The organism is Pedobacter indicus (assembly GCF_003449035.1).
Classification (GTDB): domain Bacteria; phylum Bacteroidota; class Bacteroidia; order Sphingobacteriales; family Sphingobacteriaceae; genus Albibacterium; species Albibacterium indicum.
On record NZ_QRGB01000001.1, the window covers coordinates 2,100,616 to 2,123,755 of the forward strand.

17 protein-coding genes and 1 pseudogene are annotated in these 23,140 nt (G+C 40.5%); all 18 read left to right on the top strand.

Features of this window, described 5'->3' with window-relative positions:
- Window positions 1-16 precede the first annotated feature (16 nt).
- Window positions 17-1,375, top strand: a complete 1,359-nt coding sequence (locus D3P12_RS09465) for a DegT/DnrJ/EryC1/StrS family aminotransferase (protein ID WP_118194936.1) — start codon at window positions 17-19, stop codon at window positions 1,373-1,375.
- A gap of 28 nt (window positions 1,376-1,403) precedes the next feature.
- Window positions 1,404-2,747, top strand: a complete 1,344-nt coding sequence (locus D3P12_RS09470; protein WP_118194938.1) for a neutral/alkaline non-lysosomal ceramidase N-terminal domain-containing protein — start codon at window positions 1,404-1,406, stop codon at window positions 2,745-2,747.
- Between the two features lie 49 nt (window positions 2,748-2,796).
- The gene (locus D3P12_RS09475; protein WP_118194940.1) at window positions 2,797-4,911 is read left to right on the top strand and encodes a PVC-type heme-binding CxxCH protein; all 2,115 of its coding nucleotides are present in this window, start codon (window positions 2,797-2,799) and stop codon (window positions 4,909-4,911) included.
- 30 nt (window positions 4,912-4,941) lie between these two features.
- Window positions 4,942-5,301 (top strand): high-potential iron-sulfur protein, encoded by a 360-nt coding sequence (locus D3P12_RS09480; protein WP_205941083.1) that lies wholly within the window; start codon window positions 4,942-4,944, stop codon window positions 5,299-5,301.
- 51 nt (window positions 5,302-5,352) lie between these two features.
- Window positions 5,353-6,408 (top strand): Gfo/Idh/MocA family protein, encoded by a 1,056-nt coding sequence (locus D3P12_RS09485; protein ID WP_118194942.1) that lies wholly within the window; start codon window positions 5,353-5,355, stop codon window positions 6,406-6,408.
- Between the two features lie 13 nt (window positions 6,409-6,421).
- Window positions 6,422-7,591 carry an alpha/beta hydrolase family protein gene (locus D3P12_RS09490; protein ID WP_118194943.1) on the top strand — a complete coding sequence of 390 codons (1,170 nt, stop codon included), beginning with the start codon at window positions 6,422-6,424 and terminating at the stop codon, window positions 7,589-7,591.
- Complete coding sequence (locus tag D3P12_RS09495) at window positions 7,578-9,065, top strand: PQQ-dependent sugar dehydrogenase (protein WP_245977423.1); 1,488 nt, start codon at window positions 7,578-7,580, stop codon at window positions 9,063-9,065. The genes D3P12_RS09490 and D3P12_RS09495 overlap by 14 nt, the downstream gene beginning before the upstream one ends.
- Window positions 9,066-9,235: 170 nt before the next feature.
- On the top strand, window positions 9,236-10,705 hold the full coding sequence (locus D3P12_RS09500) for a sodium:solute symporter family protein (protein ID WP_118194947.1): 1,470 nt from the start codon (window positions 9,236-9,238) through the stop codon (window positions 10,703-10,705).
- A gap of 12 nt (window positions 10,706-10,717) precedes the next feature.
- Window positions 10,718-11,914, top strand: a complete 1,197-nt coding sequence (locus tag D3P12_RS09505) for an AGE family epimerase/isomerase (RefSeq protein WP_118194949.1) — start codon at window positions 10,718-10,720, stop codon at window positions 11,912-11,914.
- A gap of 120 nt (window positions 11,915-12,034) precedes the next feature.
- Window positions 12,035-13,051, top strand: coding sequence for a Gfo/Idh/MocA family protein (locus D3P12_RS09510; protein ID WP_118194951.1), 1,017 nt, complete (start codon window positions 12,035-12,037; stop codon window positions 13,049-13,051).
- Between the two features lie 15 nt (window positions 13,052-13,066).
- The gene (locus tag D3P12_RS09515; RefSeq protein ID WP_118194953.1) at window positions 13,067-14,410 is read left to right on the top strand and encodes a Gfo/Idh/MocA family oxidoreductase; all 1,344 of its coding nucleotides are present in this window, start codon (window positions 13,067-13,069) and stop codon (window positions 14,408-14,410) included.
- 24 nt (window positions 14,411-14,434) lie between these two features.
- Window positions 14,435-15,619, top strand: a complete 1,185-nt coding sequence (gene nagA, locus D3P12_RS09520; RefSeq protein WP_118194954.1) for an N-acetylglucosamine-6-phosphate deacetylase — start codon at window positions 14,435-14,437, stop codon at window positions 15,617-15,619.
- Between the two features lie 92 nt (window positions 15,620-15,711).
- Window positions 15,712-16,773, top strand: a complete 1,062-nt coding sequence (locus tag D3P12_RS09525) for a LacI family DNA-binding transcriptional regulator (RefSeq protein ID WP_118194955.1) — start codon at window positions 15,712-15,714, stop codon at window positions 16,771-16,773.
- Window positions 16,774-16,881: 108 nt separating this feature from the next.
- Window positions 16,882-17,643 carry a glucosamine-6-phosphate deaminase gene (locus D3P12_RS09530; protein ID WP_118194957.1) on the top strand — a complete coding sequence of 254 codons (762 nt, stop codon included), beginning with the start codon at window positions 16,882-16,884 and terminating at the stop codon, window positions 17,641-17,643.
- A gap of 329 nt (window positions 17,644-17,972) precedes the next feature.
- A pseudogene (locus tag D3P12_RS15765) lies at window positions 17,973-18,047 on the top strand (DUF3823 domain-containing protein); the annotation flags it as partial.
- 37 nt (window positions 18,048-18,084) lie between these two features.
- Window positions 18,085-21,234, top strand: coding sequence for a PVC-type heme-binding CxxCH protein (locus tag D3P12_RS09535; RefSeq protein WP_118194959.1), 3,150 nt, complete (start codon window positions 18,085-18,087; stop codon window positions 21,232-21,234).
- Window positions 21,235-21,240: 6 nt separating this feature from the next.
- Entirely contained in the window at window positions 21,241-21,975 is a 735-nt protein-coding gene (locus D3P12_RS09540; RefSeq protein WP_118194961.1) for a ThuA domain-containing protein, read from the top strand.
- Window positions 21,976-22,008: 33 nt separating this feature from the next.
- Complete coding sequence (locus tag D3P12_RS09545; RefSeq protein WP_118194963.1) at window positions 22,009-23,127, top strand: Gfo/Idh/MocA family protein; 1,119 nt, start codon at window positions 22,009-22,011, stop codon at window positions 23,125-23,127.
- Window positions 23,128-23,140 lie beyond the last annotated feature (13 nt).

Below are 23,140 nucleotides of genomic sequence, written 5' to 3' on the forward strand. Positions count from 1 at the left end.
ACCGAATCTCATAATTATGTTAAAAAATTATTCTCGCCGCGATTTTATTCTTCAAAACCTGATGGTAGGCGCGGGGATGGGTTTAACTTCCATGGTGCCTTACCGGCCGAGGAAAGATGATTTGCCCGCGATACTTGGCGGGCCTAAAGCACATGCGGGCGACTGGTCACGCTGGCCAATTTGGAAACCAGAGACAGATGAAGCGCGTGTGTTGGACGTTCTGAGAAGTGGCAAATGGTCTCGAGCTAATGTGGTTGCCGACTTTGAAGCCCGATGGGCTGAGTTGATTGGTTCCAAACGTTGTCTGACCTTAGTGAATGGTACAAATTCTCTTTTTGTTTCCTTGCTTCAGTTGGGCATCGGTGGCGGAGATGAAGTTATTTTACCTCCTTATACGTTTATTGCTTGTCCGCAAGCCATTTTGGCTACAGGTGCAATTCCGGTTTTTGCGGATATTGATAAAGCGACTTATCAGATTGACCCGAAAAAATTAGAAGCGAAGATAACGCCTCGCACGAAAGCGATTTTACCTGTCCATATTTTAGGGTTTCCTTGTGATATGGTGTCGATTATGAAAATTGCAAAAAAGCACAATTTGGTGGTTGTAGAGGATGCCTGTCAAGCATGGTTGGCTGAGATTGACCATAAAAAAGTGGGAACATTTGGGGATGCGGGCTGCTTTAGCTTTCAAAACTCGAAAAATATACCCATGGGTGAAGGTGGCGCTATTGTGAGCGATAATGACGAGTTTATGGATCGATGCTATTCCTATCATAATTATGGACTAGCCCATGGGTCGGTTAAGCCTGAGCCTGGCGGGTCTTTTGTTATGGCGGGGACAAAATTGAGGTTAACAGAATATCAGGCAGCTATCGGTTTTAGTCAGCTCGTTCGTTTTCAGGATCAAACCGATTTGAGAGAACGAAATGCGGCTTACTTAAAGTCACTTCTTGAAAATATTCCAGGAATCATAACGTACTCTGTGTACGAGAATGTAACGAAATCGGTATTTCATCTTTTCCCATTTAGGTATGATCAGGAACAGTTTAAGGGGTTGCCCAGGTCGGAGTTCTTAAACGCTCTTCGTGCCGAAGGTGTGCCTTGTTCTTCGGGCTATGTCCCTTTAAATAAGATGCCTTATTTAGAGCATGCATTCAAGAGTAAAAATTTTCAAAAGATGTATACTGCTGAGGAGTTGGATATTCAAAAATACAACGAAAATAATAGCTGTCCGCTGAACGATGAGCTCTGTGAAGAAGCTGTTTGGCTTTCGCAGAATATGTTGCTTGGAAACCGGACAGATATGGAGAATATAGCTCACGCAATTCAGAAAATACACAAAAATGCCGATAAAATCAAAAAGCAGAACGCGTAGGTTCGTGTTTCGGTTTACAATAGTCTTCATGGCTTATTTTATAAGTTCTTTTGTCTCTGTGCAAGCGCAAGAGTCTTCAGGATCGTGGAAGGCTGGTGTAGCAAAAGTTAATATTACACCATCTGAACCGCACTGGTTGGCAGGTTATGCGAGTCGTACAGCACCTTCTGATGGCAAATTAACAGATCTGTGGGTAAAAGCATTGTATTTGGAAGATGCGGGTGGAAAGAGGTCTGTTTTAATAACAAGTGATTTGTTGGGAATGCCAAAGGCATTGTCAGATGATATACGAACAGAAATAAATAAAAAATACGGATTGAAAATTGACGAGGTGTTAATTAATAGTTCGCATACACATTCAGGGCCGGTTTTGGAAGCAGCATTAGTGGATATTTATGAACTCGACGAAAAAAACAAGCAGCGGGTAATTGCTTACTCCGCTCAACTTGGAAAGCAAATTGTTGAGTTGGTAGGGATGGCGATGAAGGATATTAAGCCAGTCAAGATATTTTCTGAAAACGGTGTTACCAGGTTTCAAGTAAATAGGAGAAACAATAAAGAAGCAAATCTAGAGCAGCAGACTTCGCTTAGCGGTCCGAATGATTATGCGGTTCCTGTTCTGAAAGTTATTGATGCTGAAAGCAATAATCTGATGGCCATAGGCTTCGGATATGCGTGTCATCCGACTGTATTATCGTCGAACGAATGGTCTGGTGATTATGTGGGTTTTGCTCAGATAGAACTTGAAAAAGAATACCCGGGAGCGTTAGCGATGTTTTTTCAATGTACAGGTGCTGATCAAAACCCTCTTCCGAGGCGGACAGTAGGGCTCGCGAAGCAATATGGAAAAACATTGGCTGCTGCGGTGACTCGTGTATTGGAAGAAGATATGAAGGAGTTGGCACCGATACTTACAACCGGTTATAAAGAAATTGATTTAAAGTTAGCAACCCCGCCTACGCGGGAAGAACTAGAGAAAGTGGCAGCGGAGGCTTCGGGTTATGAAAGTCGCTGGGCAAAAAGGATGATAGAGAAAATCGATCGAAAGGAGAAACTCCGAACTTCTTATCCATACCCAATACAACTTTGGTCACTAGGAGATCAGAAGATTGTAGCTTTAGGAGGTGAAGTTGTGATTGAATATAGTATTCAGGTAAAAAAGCTTTTGGGAAAGGACACCTTCGTTCTGGGATACTCAAATGATGTGATGGCTTATATTCCTTCGGATATTATCTTGAAAGAAGGTGGTTATGAAGGTGATACATCGCAAAAAGTATATGGCTTGCCAGCGAAATGGGCAGAAGGTATCGAAAAAAGTATTTTAACAGGGGTGTCGGATTTAGCGGGACAAAGCATTAACAACAAAGAATAATAAATGTCAGTCAAAAATATATTAGATAACTAAAATTAAAAAATAGTCAATGAAACGATCAATAATAGCTAGCAGATTTGCTTTATGGTCTCTAATACCAGCCGTGTTAGTAGCATCCTGTTCGAATGAGCGATATCCAGGACCCATGACTCCAGAAGAATCATTAGAGCATTTTGAACTGCATGAGGATTTTGAAATTGAAATATTTGCTACGGAACCACATGTTCAGGATCCAGTTTCAATGATATTTGACGAAAATGGCAATGCATACGTCGTAGAGATGCCAGATTACCCCTTTAAGCCGGAACCGGGTCAAGGAAAAGGACGAATTAAGCTTTTACGGGACACAGATGGTGATGGAAAGGTAGATTCTTCTACTGTATTTGCGGAAAATATATCGGAGGCTACAAGTATGTTACCTTGGAAAGGAGGGATTATCCTAACTGCCGCGCCTCATATTCTTTATCTGAAAGATACGGATGGGGATCATGTTGCAGATGTGCAGGAAAAGCTTTTTTCGGGTTTCTTCGAAAATAATTCGGAAGCACAAATTACAAACCTTCGCTTTGGTGTTGATAACTGGATCTATGCCTCGAACCACGGGCAGGCTGGAAATGTTACATTTAGCAAAAAGCCAGAGGCTCCCGCTTTGTCGATGGCTGGTGCGGATTTTAGATTCCGTTTGGATCGGGATGAGTTTGAGGCGGAAACTGGTCCGGGACAATTTGGTCATGCTTTGAATGATTGGGGCCATCGTTTTTTTACACAAAATACGCTCCACATCCAACAGTCTGTTATACCGTGGAGGTATAATCATCGTCATCCTTATTTGCCATCAAGCAGAGGATCATTTAATATAAATGATCATGATTTAAGAATGTATCAATTAACGCCGACGCCTTATTGGAGAGAAGAGCGCAGTAGCAGAAGGCAGGCTTCGTATGATGAGCAAGGCTTGGATCGAATTGAGCATCCAAGAGATCATTTTACTGGTGCTTCGGGTGGAACATTCTATGGTGGCGACGCTTTCCCAGAAGGGTATTATGGCAATATTTTTACAGGAGAAGTAGCAGGAAACTTAGTTCACCGAGATATTTTGGTTCCGCATAAAACTGAACCACGCTTTATAGCTCAAAGAGCGGAAGGTGAAGGTGACCGGGAATTTTTAGCATCTACCGACACGTGGTTCAGACCATCTAATTTTACAGTTGGTCCTGACGGAAATCTTTATCTTATTGACATGTATCGTCAACACATCGAAACACCGGTATCAATTCCTGAAGACCTGAAAGAAGACATGGACTTTATGCGCGGAAGTGACATGGGTAGGATTTATCGGATTGTTTCGAAAGAGAAAAAAACAGGAGAGCTGGTCGGAAATTCGAGCAACCGAAGTGCCCAGGAATACGTTGAATTGCTTTCTCATCCGAACCAATGGTGGCGTCTACAAGCTCAGCGACTTTTATTAGAACGCCAGGATAAGTCCATTATCCCCGCTGTTACTGCTCTGTTCAATGATAGTGAAGATCCCAGAACGAGATTGCATGCGCTTTATGTGTTAGAAGGATTGAATAGTTTGAACGCTTCTCTTGTTCAGCAAGCTATTGGCGATGAGCACCCCGGTGTTCGTGAACATGGTGCAATCTTGGCAGAACGCTTTCCTGATTTGTTGCCGCAACTGATCGGTTTGACAGAAGATAGCGATCCGCGGGTAGCGTTTCAGGCAACGCTTAGTATCGGTGAGTTTTCATCTGCTAATGTAGCAGCAGCATTAGCAAAAGTTGTTGAACAACGAAACAAGGTGTCGTGGTTTAGAACGGCCGTTTTAAGTTCCAATATCGGATCGTCCATGCAATTGGTGAGCGCTTTGGATAAGACTCAGTTCTTTGGTCAAGTAGATGATGATAAAAAGAAATTTGCTAATGACTTGGCCTATGTATTTGGTGCTCGAAATGCCAAAGGGGAAGCCGCAGCTTTGATAAAAGCCATTGCAAACAAGGATCCTGAATGGCATGAGGCATATTTAAACGGTTTACTAAAAGGACTTGAAAAATCAGAATCGGAAAATAAAGTTGACAGTGATCTTGAAAGTGCTCTGTCAGCTTTGGAGAGCAATACGAGCGACAAGAATAAAGAGGTTATAGGAAAAATTAAAAGTCTTTAAATTGAACGAGGAATTAGAAATAGACATAAGATGAAAAAAGATTATTCTAGAAGGTCATTTATAAGAAAATCAGCTTTTTTAAGCTCCATGCTAATAGGAGGTGGATTCATTCTGAATGCATGTAATTCATCAACCCAATCAACTACAGAATCAGAAACGGCTTCAGCTCCGGTAGACTCTTGCAATGATTACAGCAACGTAAGTGACGTTGAGCTTCAAAAAAGAGAGAGCCTGGGTTATGTTGAGGAAACACCGATCCCTGATTCGGATTGTGCTAATTGTCAATTGTATATAAAACCTAATGAAGGTGAAAAGTGCGGTGGCTGTCAGTTGTTTAAGGGGCCGGTTTTTGAAAATGCCTATTGTACCTATTGGGCGCCGATGGTGTAAGTTTGGTGTATCGATTGCGCCATTTGTTGACGAAGAAAAAAGAACGATAAGATGAATAATAAACTATTTGGTTTTGCAATTATAGGAACGGGTGCTATCGCGAGTATTCATGCTAAGGCAATAGATGCTATTCCGAATGCGAAATTACTTGGGGTGTTTAACCGCACAAAGGAAAAAGCAATTGCTTTTGCGAAAGAATATGATTGTATAGCTTATGATTCGATTGAAGAACTATTAGAGAACAATGATGTCGACATCGTATGTATATGTACTGCATCAGGACTGCATCGCGATCCTGCAATGAAGGCAATTGAGGCCGGGAAGCATTGTCTTATTGAAAAGCCGCTGGAAGTGACGCTTGAGAAGAGTGATGAGATCATTAACGCCGCTTCGAAAAAGGGTGTTAAAGTGGCTGTGATCTATCCAACTCGTTTTTATCCAGCAAGTCAGCAGATCAGAAAAGCGCTGGACGATAACAGATTTGGTAATTTGGTATTAGGAAGTGCTTATGTAAAATGGAGTCGGGATGAAAAATATTATGCGTCTGCAGACTGGAGAGGGACATGGGAGTTTGACGGCGGCGGGGCATTAATGAACCAGGCGATCCATTCCGTAGATATCTTGCAATGGTACATGGGGCCGGTAGAGTCTGTACAGGCTATAACAGCAAATGTGCGCCATAAGAATATTGAGGTTGAAGATACGGCTGTTGCTATATTAAGGTTTAAAAATGGTGCGGTCGGGACAATTGAATGTTCGACGGCTGTTTTCCCTGGATCATTTAAAAGAATTGAGGTTATGGGTACGAAGGGTAGCGCCGTTATCGAGGAGAATAGTCTTACCCAGTGGCAGTTTTCAGAAGATACGGAAGCTGACGCTAAATTACGTGAAACTTATTCGGGAGGCGGGCCTTCACAAGGTGGTGTTGCCAATCCGATGGATATTGGGTTCTATGGCCATCAAAAACAGATTGAGGATTTGATGGAAGCAATTTCTGAGAATCGGACGCCTTTGGTCGACGGGATTGAAGGGCGTAAATCAGTCGAAATTGTAAGGGCAGTCTACGATAGTGCGCGAACAGGAAAACCAATTGTGATTTCTGAATAGATAAAGAATAATCATGTTTTTCAAAGTAAAAGAGTTACTGTGTGGTATGTTTCTGTTCATGCTTTCGTTGAGTGTAGGCGCACAGGAACCTCAGTCTGATGCATTAGAAAGAAAACGGATTTGGAGTAAAATTTCTCGTTATTTTACACCTCCCGCAGAGTTTCGAGGGGATTTTGGAAGCTACCGCTCATTGTTGGAATTTTACGATGGTCGGAAAGTCAAGACGAAAGCTGACTGGCCTGCTCGTCGTCAAGAAATTTATAACCGTTGGTCAGAATTAATGGGCAGATGGCCAGCGCTCCTCACTGATCAGAAATTGACTATACTGGATTCGGTACAAGAAGAAGGTTATAAACAGTATAAGGTGAAATTTCGGTGGCTTCCGAATGAAGAAACTACAGGTTTCTTATTGGTCCCTGATGGTGACGCTGAGAAACCTGCCGTTATCTCAGTTTATTATGAACCTAATACTGCAATTGGGGATGGAAAGCCTTATCGGGATTATGCATTGCAATTAGTAAAGCGAGGATTTGTTACGCTTTCATTGGGAACTACAGAGGCCTCCAAAGACCAGACTTTTTCTTTATATTATCCTTCGATAGAAAAAGCAGAAGTGCAGCCACTTTCGATGCTCGCCTATGCAGCCGCAAATGCTTGGCATGCATTGGCGAAAGAGAATAATGTGGATTCGACTAGGATCGGAATAGTCGGACATTCATTTGGAGGAAAATGGGCGATGTTTGCCTCGACCTTATTTGACAAATTTGCCTGTGCTGTTTGGTCGGACCCAGGTATCGTGTTTGACGAGGCACGTGGATCCGTCAATTACTGGGAGCCTTGGTATTTGGGCTATCATCCAAAGCCGTGGCGCAAAAGGGGGATGATAACAGAAGAAAACCCAGTCGTTGGTCTGTATCCTCGATTGGTAGAGGAGGGCTATGATTTACATGAACTCCATGCTTTGATGGCTCCCCGACCTTTTCTCGTTTCAGGAGGCTCGGAAGATCCTCCAAGTAGATGGATTCCTTTAAACCATACGATCAAAGTGAATGATTTATTGGGGTATGAAAACCGGGTGGCAATGTCAAACCGACCTGAGCATTCGCCCAACGAAGAGGCTAATGAGATAGTCTATTCGTTTTTTGAATATTTCCTAAAATATAATGGTATTGAAACTAAATAAATTCTTCTTATTATTCCTAATTATCGCTTGTTTTGGTTGTGGTCGGGAAGTTGAGTTTACACACGATATTGATGTTAATATTCAGCTTGATAAAACGCCGCTCGGTGTAAGTGTAATTGCGGATAGTTTAGATATTCCGTGGGAGATTGCCTGGGGACCCGATGACCAAATATGGGTGAGTGAACAACCGGGTATTATTAGTAAGATAGATCCCGTTACGGGCAAAAAGACAGTGTTGTTGAATGTCGATAGTGTATGGATGAAGAGAACTTCTGGTCTATTGGGCATGGCCGTCCATGCTAATCAGCAGAAGTATCCCTACGTATTTATTAATTATACTTTAGAGCGCGATGGGGGTTATTTTTCGCGTTTGGAGCGCTATACGGTTGAAGGCGATACATTAGTTTCACCCTTGACACTTTTGGAGATACCAGCAGGAACAGGACATAATGGATCTCGTATAACGATTGGAGGGAAAGGAGACCGTTTGTTTTGGGCCACAGGCGATATTGCAAAGGATGGAAATGCACAAGACATTCATAATTTAAATGGAAAGATACTCTGTATGGACTTTGACGGGAATATACCTGCCGATAATCCTGACCCAGATTCTTATGTATGGGCATTCGGGTTTCGAAATATTCAGGGTTTGGTATATACCCCGAACGGTAACCTATATGCATCGGAGCACGGCGATGCCATTGAAGACGAAATTAACCTAATACGCCCTAAGCGTAATTACGGCTGGCATGTTATCGAAGGTTTTCATGATCAATATTATGAGAAAGAATATGCACAGGAGCATAACGCAATAGAACCAATGAAGTCATGGACGCCTACGATTGCACCGGCCGGGCTCGATTACTATACGTCAGAGGCTATTCCAGAATGGACAAACTCGTTGGTTCTTGTTACTTTAAAAGGTCAGGGTTTCAGGGTTCTTAAGTTGAATACAAAAGGCGAGAAGATTGTAGATGAAAAAATATTTTTGGAGAAAGAGTACGGACGGATCAGAGATCTTTGCATATCGCCATCTGGGGAGTTATATATTTCGACCAGTAATCGTGACTGGAACCCAATGACAGAACCTGACGCAAAAGATGATCGGATTTTGAGAATTGCTAAGGTCGATTCCGTTGGAGAAAATGTATTGTATGCCAAGACAGAAGTAGAAAATTCCAATATTGAGATGACCGGGGAAGTTTTGTATCAAAAATACTGTTTGGCTTGTCATAAACTAAATGGAAAGGGAGTCCCTGAAGTGTTTCCTCCTTTAGCAGGGTCTTCGGTTATAACTAAACATGAAGAGTTGATCCCGTTAGTTCTAAATGGGTATAAAGGAGCCGACGTAGAAATGCCATCTTTTAAGTTTCTAAGTAATAGTGACTTATCTAAAGTATTGACATATATTAACAGTCAATGGGGAAATAAGGGGGCGGAGATAACGGAAAAAGAAATTGAAGTCTATCGTTGAAAATACTCAGAATGCAGACTGGTGTTTTCGAGCTTAGGGGAAGTAATGTGAAACTTGAAACAGAAAAAAAGCAGTAATTTTTTTTTATTTTGAAATAAACTCTTACCTTTCGGGTACGTACCTCACGGTGCTTCGCATAAACCATTAAATTATACTTAACTAATTGAAACATGCAAACAATTGATTATCTGGTTATCGTAGGCTTTTTTGTCCTTCTAATAGTAATCGGAATTTACAGTTACACCAAGGTAAAGAACTCTGCTGACTTTTTTACTGCTGGTGGTAAATTGCCGTGGTGGCTATCGGGAATTTCACATCACGTATCAGGCTATAGCGGCGCTGTTTTTGTTGCATATGCTTCAATTGCTTATACGCATGGGTTTACGATGTATGTGTGGTGGGCTTTCACCATATCGATTGCAATGGTGGGAACAATATTTTTCATAGCACCGCGATGGGCCCGTCTGCGTACAAAGACTGGAATTCAGTCGCCTACAGAGTATTTAGCTACTCGTTATAATATTCCTGCCCAACAACTTATGGCTTGGTGCGGTGTGATTGTTAAGCTCTTTGATGTAGGCGCTAAATGGGCCGCTGTGGGTATCTTGTTGAATGCGTTTATGGGTATTCCGATTGTAACGGGTATTATCATATCTGGAGTAGTTACTTTGTTCTACGTGACACTAGGTGGATTATGGGCTGATGTTCTGAATGACCTCGCTTCTTTTGTCATACAAGTTGCTTCGGGTTTAGTTATGTTCGTGATGATATTAGTTCAGTTAGGAGATGGTCTTGGAGGAGTCTTTACAATGTGGGATCGCCTCCCTGAAGCCAATTCACAGGCATTTAATTCACCTTATACAGTAACCTTCGCTATGGCGATGCTGGTAATCAATTTTTTTAGCTATAGTGGTGGTACCTGGAATCTTGCTACGAGGTTTATTTCTTCTCAATCTGGTAAGGAAGCCAAGAAAGCAGCAATGTTTTCTGCTTTTCTATATTTAGCTTGGCCTTTGATTTTGCTATTCCCAATGTTTGCCGCTCCAATTTTTTTACCTGATTTAGCGAATCCTGAACAGTCATATTCACTAATGGCGATGAAGTTCTTGCCTCCGGGGCTTTTGGGCTTATTAGTTGCTTCGTTGTTTTCAAACACCTTGTCGATGACCGCGTCTGATGCGAATACTATATCGTCTGTAATAACGCGGGATATTTTACCTGTTATTGTGAAGAAAGTGAAAGTGCTGAGTTCGAAAACTATGCTCAATATAGCCAGAATAACCACGTTCAGTTTTATCTTATTGACCATTATTATCGCGTTTAATTCTGATCGATTTGGGGGTGTAATTGGCTTGATGGTTACCTGGTTTGCCGCTTTATTAGGACCAATCGCTATTCCGATGATATTGGGGTTACTGCCAGTGTTTAAGCGGAGTAACAGTGTTGCCGCTATACTTTCCATTTTTGGAGGTCTTGCAGCTTTCGCTATACTAAAAGTTGTCAATGATGTTCCTTTATCTATTGAAATGTCAGGACCAATATTAAGTTCACTAGTAATATACATTGGGTATTCTTTGTTGAACCGTACGAAGACGAAACCAGAGGTGGAGAACATGCTGAAAGCTCTTAACGATGATTAATTAGGTTTTTTTATGTTGCTTGCTAATCGTCCGATACAGACTCTTTTTTCAGAGTTTCAGCGATACTTATTCGATGACTTTCTTCCATTTATGGATAAGTTTGTAGTCGATCATGAATATGGGGGCTTTCTGTGTAATACAGATCGTAGAGGACATAATCTAAATACTAATAAACGTACCTGGTATGATGGTCGGGGTATTTGGGTTTATTCTTATCTGTATAACAATATTGAAAACAAATCCGTATATCTAGAAATAGCTAAAAAGACCCTTGATTTATCTTTAAAGGTAAAAGATCCGGCTTCTGAATTGTGGCCATGGGAATACGATCGGTCTGGAAACGATTTAAAATCAAATGAGCCGGATATTTACGGTAATTTATTTGTTGCGGAGGGTTTGGCGGAATATTCACTTGCTGCGAATGATGAATCTTACTGGTATCTGGCAAAAAATATTTTACTTCAATGTGCTGCGTTGTATGAGCAACCCGATTATCAATATCAGTTGCAGTACTCACCAGACCCAGTGGTAACTCACGCCCCTCGCATATTAGGGCACTCAATGATTATGTTGAGATTATCAACTAGTCTATTAAGACTGAAGGCAGATCCCGAGATAGAAAAGGTTTCGTCAATATGTATCACTGCTCTCTGTGAACAACATTTCAATCCTGAATTTAATTTGATGGTCGAGTTGTTGGATTATGATTACTCGTTCATGAGCTCCGAAATGTCACAATTTGTTTATATTGGACATGCTATGGAGTCTCTCTGGATGTTAATGGATGAAGCGTTACGACGTAAAGATAAAGCGCTTTTCAGTAAATCTGTTAGCAGGTTTAAATTCCATGTGGAAGTCGCATGGGACGATGTATATGGAGGCGTGTTTCATTGTTTGGATAATGTTAACGAAAATAAGTGGTTAACTGACAAAGTTTTATGGGCTCAACATGAGGTGCTAATTGGTTTGTTAACAATCATAGAAAATGATCCCCATGACAGCTGGGCAGTCGGCTGGTTTGATAAAATGTATCATTATGTTATTGAAACATTCCCGTTGTCGAAATATGGGTTTTCGCTTTGGAACATAGGAGGCGATAGAAAAATGACTTTTGTTGAAGAGGGGTCGAGGATTGAAAACTACCATCACCCTAGGTTTCTTATGCTGAGTATGGAAAAATTAGAGAGATTCAACAAAAAATTAAGTTAAAAGGGAAATAATTTTTTTATTTATAAATAAATAAGTTAAATTCGGGAACGTACACGAGATCACACATGCCACGAGACATATATAATATGTAAATATTTGTTAGCCTAAATAACTAAATCTATGAATAATAAATACAACCGTCGTAATTTTATTAAAGCCTCCGCTATAACTGGATTGGGGTTAAGTGTTATGGGGAATTACTCTAATCTTTTCGCAAGTCAAACTAGCGGAAAGCGAGTAGGAATAATTGGTTTAGATACTTCGCATAGTATCGCATTCACGAAAACTTTAAATGCAAAAGATGCAGATCCGGTATACAAAGGCTACAAGGTAGTTGCGGCGTATCCGCAAGGAAGTAAGGATATTGAGTCTGCTGTATCAAGAGTGGACGGATATATAAAGGATATTAAGCAATATGGTGTTGAGATCGTAAATTCAATAGACGACCTTCTTTCTAAAGTTGATGTTGTTTTGTTGGAAAGTAACGACGGTCGTGTACATTTGGAACAGGCTTTACCTGTATTTAAAGCTGGAAAGCGTGTATTTATTGATAAACCAATCGCTGCTTCATTGAGCGATACGATTGAAATTTTTAATAAAGCGGAAGAATTTAACGTACCTGTTTTTTCCTCTTCTTCGCTTCGATATATGGAGTCAGCTCAGGAGATCGTTAAGGGCAAGGTAGGTAAGGTTTTAGGGGCAGATGCTTTTAGTCCGGCAGCGCTTGAAAAAACACACCCTGATTTACTTTGGTACGGGATTCATGGCATAGAAATTTTGTTTACCGTAATGGGACCGGGATGTAAATCGGTGACCCGCACGCATACAGAAGATACCGATGTTGTCGTTGGTATATGGGAGGATGGAAGAGTTGGCACATTTAGGGGTACACGCTCTGGCAAGAGCAGTTACGGTGGGACTGTCTACGGTGAAAAAGGAATTAGTGTATTGGGCCCCTTTGGCGGATACAATCCTTTATTGCAACAGATTGTGAACTTTTTCGAGACCGGAGTATCACCGATTAATAAACAGGAGACCTTAGAGATCGTTGCCTTTGCCGAAGCTGCAGATGTAAGTAAAAAGAAAAAAGGCTCATCTGTTAATTTAGAATCAGTGTTTAAAAAAGCATCAAAATAATCAATTTAGAATATTATGAAAGATAACCGTAGAGAATTTTTAAAGAAGGCAGCAATCGGAACCGCAGCAGCATCTGTTGGTGGCGTTCTGCCGGGGTTTAACGCAAAGAGCTATGCAAATATTATTGGAGCGAATGATCGCGTTACGACCGCTTTTATGGGTGTTAATGCCAGGGGGCGTGCACTAGCAACGAATTTTTCTCTTCAGAAAAATTGCGAAGTATTATATATATCGGATGTAGATACACGTGCTACTGATAAGTGTATAGATGTGGTCACCAAGAATCAAGGGAAAAAGCCAAAGTCGGCGCCTGACTTTAGAAAAGCGCTGGAAGATAAAAACTTAGATGCTTTGGTTGTTGCTGCTCCGGATCACTGGCATGCGCCAGCTGCTATCATTGCTTCGCAAGCAGGGAAACATGTATATTTAGAAAAGCCTTGTAGTCATAATCCAAATGAGGGCGAATTATTGATGAAGGCGGTAGAAAGATATAACAACGTTATCCAAATGGGTAACCAACGCCGTTCTTGGCCTAATGTGGTGAAGGCGATTAAAGAAGTTCATGATGGAGCGATCGGTAAAGCGTACATGGCGCGAACTTGGTATGCTAATAATCGAGCCTCTATTGGCGTTGGTAAAAAGACTGCCGTGCCTTCTTGGTTGGATTATGAACTATGGCAAGGTCCCGCACCACGTCGTGAGTTTCAAGATAATCTTATACATTATAACTGGCATTGGTTTTGGCATTGGGGAACAGGGGAAGCACTGAATAATGGTACTCACTTTGTCGATTTAGCTCGTTGGGGACTAAATGTTGATTATCCGACAAAGGTAACTTCGGTCGGTGGAAGATATCGTTACCAGGATGATTGGGAAACTCCAGACACACAAGTAATCGGGTTGGAGTTTGGCGATAAGGGAACCATCACTTGGGAAGGACGCAGTTGTAATGGACGCTCAACAGATGGATCTTCGGTAGGTGTTGTATTTTATGGAGAGAAAGGTTCGCTACAGATTAATGGCGGCAATGAATATAAAATATATGACTTGAAAAACAAGCTTGTCAAGGAAGTTAAAAATGACACGAAGTTTGTTGAAGGCGATGTGATGAATCCATCTCAGGCATTGGACGCATACCATATTCAAAATTTCTTTTCTGCGATTAAAAACGGAGAGAAATTGAATTCTGATATCGTTAGTGGGCACCAGAGTACTTTATTGGTTCAATTAGGGAATATTGCACAGCGAACAGGTTCCACTTTGGATATTGATCCGTCGAACGGACATATTTTGAACAATTCTGAAGCAATGAAATACTGGAGTCGCGAATACGAGTCAGGATGGGAGCCGAAAGTGTAGTCCCCTGATTTAAATCGGATTATCATGTCGAAAATAAAACTGACTAACGGGCGTGTCATTACGACGCAACGAATTATTTCGGATGCGACAGTTCTTATTGTTGATAATAAAATATCAGAAATAGGCGCTGGAGATATTGAGTGCCCGGACGCTCAGGTAATTGATGTAGAAGGGAAATATATTTCGCCAGGTTTTCTAGATATCCACATCCATGGGGGAGGAAATCACGATTTTATGGATGGGAGCGTTGACGCTTTTCTAGCTATTGCTGAAACTCATGCAAAATATGGAACGACGGCTATGGTGCCTACAACGCTTACGAGTGAAAAGGAGAACCTTCTAAACACATTGTCCTTGTATGAGGAAGCAAATAGAATAAATTCTAAAGGAAGTCAATTTTTAGGAATGCATTTGGAGGGGCCGTACTTTGCTATGAACCAACGCGGTGCGCAAGACCCTAGATATATTCGAAATCCGGATCCTAAAGAATACGAAGAGGTTATCTCTAAATCTAGCTGCATTAGTCGTTGGAGTGCGGCCCCAGAATTGCCAGGGTCACTTGAATTTGGGAGGTATCTTCGAGAGAACGGAATTTTAGCTGCGATTGCTCATACCGATGCGGTTTATGAGGAAGTAGTAGACGCAGTAGAATGCGGTTATTCTTTAGCCACGCATCTTTATTCAGGTATGTCAGGCGTAACACGCCGTAATGCGCACCGCTATGCAGGTGTTATTGAAAGTGCATTTATAATAGATAGCATGGATGTTGAGGTTATCGCCGATGGTATACACTTGCCTGCTCCTTTTCTTAGATTGATCTATAAAATTAAAGGACCGGATCGTATCGCTTTAATCACAGACGCCATGAGGGGGGCGGGTATGCCGCCAGGCGAAAGTATTTTAGGAAATAAAGATTCTGGTTTGAAAGTGATTATAGAAGAAGGAGTCGCAAAGCTACCTGATCGTACAGCTTTCGCGGGAAGTGTAGCTACAGCAGATAGATTAGTTAGAAACATGATCGAATTAGCTGATGTTCCATTAGTCGAGGCCGTTAAAATGATGTCAATAACTCCTGCCCGAATAGTTGGTGTTGATTCCAATAAGGGATCGCTAATGGTAGGAAAAGACGCTGATATCGTTGTATTTGATGAGAAAATCAATATATTTATGACGATGGTAAACGGAAATATAGTTTATAAAAATTTATAATCTGAAGAGCTTCGTTAGAATATTCTAATAATAAACAGTGTTTTATTCTATCTTTGTCAGTTATTAGGCTTATAACCAGTTATTCACGTTAAATGAGTAAAAAAGAAAAACAATTAGTAGGGGTAAAAGAGATAGCAAGAAGAGCCGGTGTCTCAATTGCGACTGTAGATCGGGTTTTACATAATCGCTCTGGGGTATCCGAGCGTACGAAAGCCAAGATCCAAGCAATTATAAAGGACCTTAATTATCAACCTAATCTTCTCGCACGACGATTGGCGTCGGGTAAAACGCTAAATCTCGTAACATTAATACCTGAAGTATCTGAAGAAACTGATTACTGGAGCGTGCCTTTAGAAGGGATTAACCAAGCCGAGAAAGAAATTAAACCCTACAATGTTAAGATAACGAAGTTGTTTTATGATATGAACGACCGAGATTCATTTGTTAAGCAAGCGCAAGTAATACTTGATGACAAAGTCGACGGTGTTCTGTTAGCACCGGCGTTCATCGATGAAACAATAAATTTTACGAATGCTTGTCAAGAGAGAAAAATTCCTTTCGTATTTATTAATTCAGACATCCCAAGCCAAAAAAGTTTATGTTACTTTGGCCCCCATTTATATCATAGTGGTTATTCAGCAGCACATTTGGTGGACTACTTGATAGATAGACAAGACAAGATTCTTTTAGTCAATATTTCCAAAGATATTCAAGCAGACCACCACATTCTACGTAAGGAAGAGGGTTTTAAGACTTATCTCAAAGATAATAACATAAAGGAAGCTGTTCAATTAAATATAACGAAGACAGACTATCTTTCAGTTCAAAAGAGCATGATTGAAATATTTAGAGACCATCCGGATATCAAGCTTATTTTTGTTACTAATTCCCGTGTTTCTAAGGTTGCTAAGTATTTGGCATCTGTTAATAACGCAGATGTTATTTTGATAGGATACGATTTTTTGACAGAGAACATACAGTTTTTAAAAGACGGAGTGATTGACTTTCTAATATGTGAGAAACCGCAAGAACAAGCTTATAGGGGAGTGAGGACACTTTATCAGAAACTGGTGTTTGAGGTTGATATGGAAAAGGAATACTTTATGCCAATTGATATAATAACCAAAGAAAATTGTCAATTTTATAAAAACTAGATTAACGAGTAATAAATCCAAAATATATTGTTTCAAATATCGGGTACGTACACAGATTGTGTGTTGTATCCGGCATATAAACTAATGCATTTTTAAAGGTAAATTGATATGATAAACAAAACTTTTCAAGGTAATTTGCAAGTGAGAGAGTTTGCTACAAGAGAGGAAATGGGCACCGATGCCGCGGAAGCTGTAGCAACTACTATTAAGGACCTCTTAAAAGAGAAGGAGTATGTAAATATGATATTTGCATCTGCACCATCACAAAATGAATTCTTAATAGGTTTAGAGAATGCGAAAGATGTTGATTGGTCTCGTGTAGTTGCTTTCCACATGGATGAATATATTGGTTTGAAGTCCGATCATCCGCAAACATTTGCTAACTTTTTGCGGAAAAAGCTATTCAACAAATTGCCGTTTCATAAAGTTCACTATATCGATGGAAATGCCGATAGCCCTGACGGAGAATGCAAACGTTATAGTCAGTTATTAATGGATAATCCAGTCGATATTGTATGTATGGGTATAGGAGAGAACAATCATATCGCCTTTAACGATCCCCATGTCGCTGATTTTGATGATTCCCGTTTGGTGAAGATTGTAGACCTTGATAGTGAAAGTAGACAGCAGCAGGTGAATGATGGTTGTTTTGACTCTATAGAAGATGTTCCTACACATGCATTGACACTCACGATCCCGGCACTTACAAATGCTAACTATATTTATTGTATTGTACCAGGAAAAAATAAAGCAAAAGCCGTACGCCATACTTTGAAGGAGGAGATCAGTCCCCGATATCCTTCTACCATATTAAGAACTCATTCCGATGCTATTCTGTTCTTAGATAAGGACAGTGCCTCAGCTCTTTAAAAAACGGGAGTTATACAATAAAAAAAAATATTTGTATAATTCCCGTTTTTTATCATATCTTAGTTTTACTATAAAGCTAAATAAATATCGTTGTTATACGATATTGTGTAATCGATTACATTAATCAGTGAAACACTTAGCCCCTAAGAATAGTTGATAAAAAGACTATCATGGGCTTAAATATTTCATTTTTTGTTAAAGATGACGTAATCGATTACATTGCACACAACTCATGTTAAATTTTTGTACTAAAATATGAAACGAAAAAAACAATAATATCGATTATTCAATAGCTAAAACGATTTAACCAATATCGATATAATTATGTTTTTGCACGTATTGGTGTGAAGATAGCAGGAGTGGAAGATATGATCTTTTCTCATATAGAAAAGATACAACTGTGAATAAACGATTAGCAACCCAATAAATTAATAGAAATTCATGTATAAACTCCCAGTAACCAAAAAGAGAAAGAAGCGGAAGCGTATCTTGTCAGTCTTGTTAGGCTGTATTATTTTAGCGGTAGCAGCTTGCGCCCCTAAAATTGTTTCACAACAAGCGGCATCGACTGCACAGGAAGCACCAGTCAACCCGAAAAGAATTGAAGTGCTTTTTTTAGGGCACAAAAGCACACATCATGATTCTTATCGATATGCACCCTGGTTGGCAATTAAACTATTCCAGAGCGGCATTAACATGACGTATACAGATGATTTGGCAGATTTAAATAAAGATAATCTGAAGAAATTTGATGGCCTGATTATTTATGCTAATCATGATACTATTTCACCTAGTCAGGAAGCAGCTCTAAAAGACTTTGTTGAAGGTGGAAAGGGACTTATCCCACTCCATTCAGCAACGGGCTGTTTCAAGAATTCCGAATGGTATATACAAGCTGTTGGCGGACAATTTGCTTCTCATGGTGAAGGTATATTTAAGGGAACGATCGTTGATTCTACCCATGCTGTTATGCAGGGGATAAATGAATTCGAAACCTGGGATGAAACTTATGTTCATCAAGCGCTTAATCCCGATAAGACTGTCTTGATGGAACGTATCGAAGGGGATCATAACGAACCTTACACTTGGGTGCGTAATCAGGGAGAAGGTAGGGTGTTTTATACTGCATATGGGCATGATGAAAGAACATGGAAAAATATCGGATTTTTAAATCTTGTAAGGAACGGTGTACTTTGGGCTGTGGGTGATCAGGCGGTCGCTGATATGAAAGCACTGGACATACCGAATGTCGATATCTATAATAGTGACACCATTTCTGATTATACAGCGCGTCATCTTGTTCCAAAAATCCAAGAGGCTCTGGAACCTTCCGAGTCTAACAAACTGACTCAGGTTTTAACTGACTTTGATATCGAACTATTTGCTTCCGAACCGGACATTATTAATCCAATTGCAATGGCATGGGATGAACGCGGACGGTTGTGGATTGTTGAGTCGGTAGATTATCCGAATACGTTTGTTGAGACTGATGGGCTGGCTAACGACCGTATTAAAATTTGTGAGGATACTGATGGAGACGGCAAAGCAGATAAGTTTACGGTATTTGCTGACGATTTAAACATCCCAACTAGTATTGTCTTTGTAAACGGGGGTGTTATTGTTTCGGAGGCTCCTGGTTTTGTTTTCTTAAAAGATACAGATGGAGATGATGTCGCTGATCTTCGAGAAGTCATTATGACCGGCTGGAATAAAAATGATACGCATGCCGGACCATCTAATTTACAGTATGGTTTTGACAATAAAATATGGGGCGTAACGGGTTATGCTGGTTTTGACGGGGAACTTAATGGTAAAAAGGCTAAGTTTTCTCAAGGAGTATATCACTTCGCACCAGATGGCAAAAACTTTGAATATTTAGCACCAACCAGTAACAATACATGGGGCTTAGGTTTTACTGAAGATAATAATGTGTTTATCTCAACAGCAAATAATACGCACAGCGCATTTTATTCGATGCCAGATAAACTTTTGAAATATAAACTCCCGGAGCATGACGATTATCCGAGAATATCAGCAGTTCAAAAAATTGATGGGCATTATGACCTTCACCCGTTAACACCGAACTTACGACAAGTTGATGTAGTAGGTGGCTTTACTTCAGCTGCCGGTTATCAATTTTATACCGCTAGGGACTTTCCAAAAGAATATTGGAATAAAGTAGCATTTGTCACGGAACCTACCGTGCGTTTAGTGCACAACTCAATTGTTGAACCAGACGGAGCTGGTTTTGTTGAAAAGGATGGTTGGAATCTTGTGGCCAGTTCTGACGAATGGTTTGGTCCGGTACAGGCTTCCGTAGGGCCGGATGGGGCTGTTTGGGTTGCGGACTGGTATAATTTTATTATTCAGCACAACGTTTTTGTGCCAGAACAAGCACCTTCTGAATTTGTATTGCCTTTTAAAGAGCAACCTCATGGACCTGGAAATGCATTTTCAAGCCCGCTGCGCGATACAAATCACGGCAGAATCTATCGTATAGTATATAAAAACGCAGAAGAAAAGAATCCATTAACACTTTCAAAAGATAGTCTTGATGGTCTGCTTAACGCTCTAGAGAATGATAATCTATTTTGGAGAATGACAGCTCAGCGTTTATTGGTTGAGTCTCAAAACCAGGATGCAGTTCCCAGACTTTATGAGATCATCAACAACCAGTCAGTTGATGAAATTGGTTTAAACGGTCCTGCTGTGCATGCTTTATGGACATTGCACGGATTGGGAGCACTCGATGGCTCAAATCAAGAAGCGCTTGCAGTGGTAGAAAAGGCTTTAGATCATCCGGCTGCAGGAGTTAGAAAAGCTGCCCTACAGGTACTTCCGAAAACTCATCATGGGGTCATGGCTATTCAAGAGCACGGGCTATTGACAGATGCTAACTTAAATACCCGTCTAGCCGCATTTGTTGAGCTTGCATTATTGCCTGAATTTAAGCAAGTTGGTGAGCTTATTTACAAAGCCAGTCTAAATAACGAAAATGAAGATGACAAATGGTTGTCACAAGCGCTTTATTCAGCGTCTGTGGTTCATCGTGAAGGGTTTAGAGAGGCGTTTAATGCGGATGCTTCAACATCTAAAAGTTCATTCTCAGAAAGAATTAAAACAGCATTAGATAAAGAGTTTCCTGAAGAGAAACCAAAAGAAGTGAAGACTGAGGTGAAGAAAAAGCCTGCGCCTGAACAGGAAAAGCCAAAAGTAATGAGGGTGACGATCGGTGTTGTGAAAGATATTATGCAGTACGATAAAAAATTGATTACTTTAAAGGCTGGTACTAGAGTTTCATTACGATTTGTAAATCCAGATGGTATGTTGCATAACTTATTGATTATTAAACCTGGATCCCTTCAAAAGGTTGGTGCTGCTGCTGATGCAATGTTACGTAACCCGAACGCCGCAGACTTGCAGTATGTACCCAAAATTCCAGAAGTGCTATTTTCAACAAAATTATTATCAACTGGTGAGTCTGATACGATCGAGTTTACTGTACCTAGTACACCTGGGGACTATCCATTTGTCTGTACTTTCCCTGGTCACTGGCGAGGGATGAACGGAATAATCCGAGTAACTAAATAAAAACATATGAAAAAGTATTTAATTCACAAAACTCTATTAACAAGCATACTGCTGCTTGTTTCGGTTACATTGACGTATAATATCGCAAAAGCACATGCCAAAGAACCAATTCGCGTTTTGATGGTAGGCGGGGGCGAGTCGCATGACTTCGATACTTGGTATAGAGGTGCTGACGTAATAACATTGGAAAAAAATGGTTTTGCACAGGTAATATATACCGATGATGTTACCCAAATCATGGATCATTTGCCCAATATTGATGTTCTATTCCTGTCGAATAACCAACCTATTAAAGACCAGGCTACTCGGCAAGCTATTTTCGAGTTTACAAAAGCTGGAAAAGGTTTGGTTTTGGCTCATGCAGCATTGTGGTATAACTGGTCAGACTGGCCAGAGTATAACAAAGAATTAGTAAGCGGTGGTTCTCGAGGTCACGACCCTTATGGTGCTTTTACAGTCAACATCGTTAAAAAACATCCTGTAGTAAAGGGGGTAGATAAGAGCTTCGAGCTAAAGGATGAGCTATACTATCAAGAGGTCGACCAGGCTGGACCGGGACTGGATGTTCTTGCCACCGCGAATAACAAAGAAACAGGAAAATCTTTCCCTTCGGTTTTTGTTGTTAAGAATCCCGATACAAGAATTGTCGGTATAGCTTTAGGTCATGACGGGGAAGCTCATAATATAGAAAACTATAAAAAACTAGTAAGAAATGCTGTAAAATGGGCAGCAAGTAAATAATCATAAAACTAAAACTTTAAAAGAAGAAAAATTATGGAAGAGAAAAAAATCACGGTTGTTATTGTTGGAATGGGTTTCGGTAAAGAATTCATCGCTATCTATCAGTCGCATCCAAATATCAAGGCAGTTGGAATTTGTACAAGAAATGAGGACACCTTAACCGAGTTGAAGAACAAATTCAATCTTGATGAGGATTTATGTTTCACCAATTTCGATGATGTTACGAAAAGAGACGATGTAGATGCCATACACATCGTAACCCCAGTTCCCGAACATGCGAGAATGACACTTGCTTCACTGAATGCAAATAAACATACAGCTTGTACGATACCAATGGCGATGACTGTTGAGGACTGCAAAGCGATTGTAGAGGCAAAAAGAAAAGCAAATAAAGTGTACATGATGATGGAAACGGCTTTGTACACTCGTGAGTTTTTATATGGTTTAAAACTAGCTGAAACAGGGCAGTTAGGAAGGATTCAATTTGTTCGAGGATCCCATATCCAAGACATGAGTATGGAAGGCTGGGCTGAATACTGGAAAGGATTTCCTCCGATGTTAAATGGAACACATGCTATTTCTCCACTTTTAAGAATTAACAATACCAAAGCGGAATCTGTAGTATGTCACGGATCAGGGCGGTTAAGCGAGGACTTGGCTAAACGCTATAACGCTCCCTATGCTGTCGAAACAGCTACATTTAAATTGAAAAATTCTGATGTAGTAGCGGAAGCAACTCGGTCACTTTTTGATGTCGTACGTCAATATCGTGAGAGCTACGACGTTTACGGAGATAAAATGTCTTTCGAGTGGGAGCAGTTGCAAGACGAGCAACATGTAATTTTCGATGGCGGAGAAAACGCTGAACGAATAGATGTGCCTGATACGGATGAACTTTTGATCGAACCAATTAAACATTTTACCAAGAGAGAAAAAATAGACGACCCGAATCACGTGTCATTTCTGCAAGGTGCGGGGCATGGTGGCTCGCATCCACACTTAGTACAAGAGTTTGTTGCTGCGATTGTAGAAGGTCGAAATTCCGCAGTCGACGCAGACGTCGCCGCAAATTATACCTGTGCTGGTATTTGTGCACATGAATCTGCGATGAAGGGCGGAGTTCGCGTAGAGATTCCAGACTTTGAGCTATAAACTAATTTTTAAT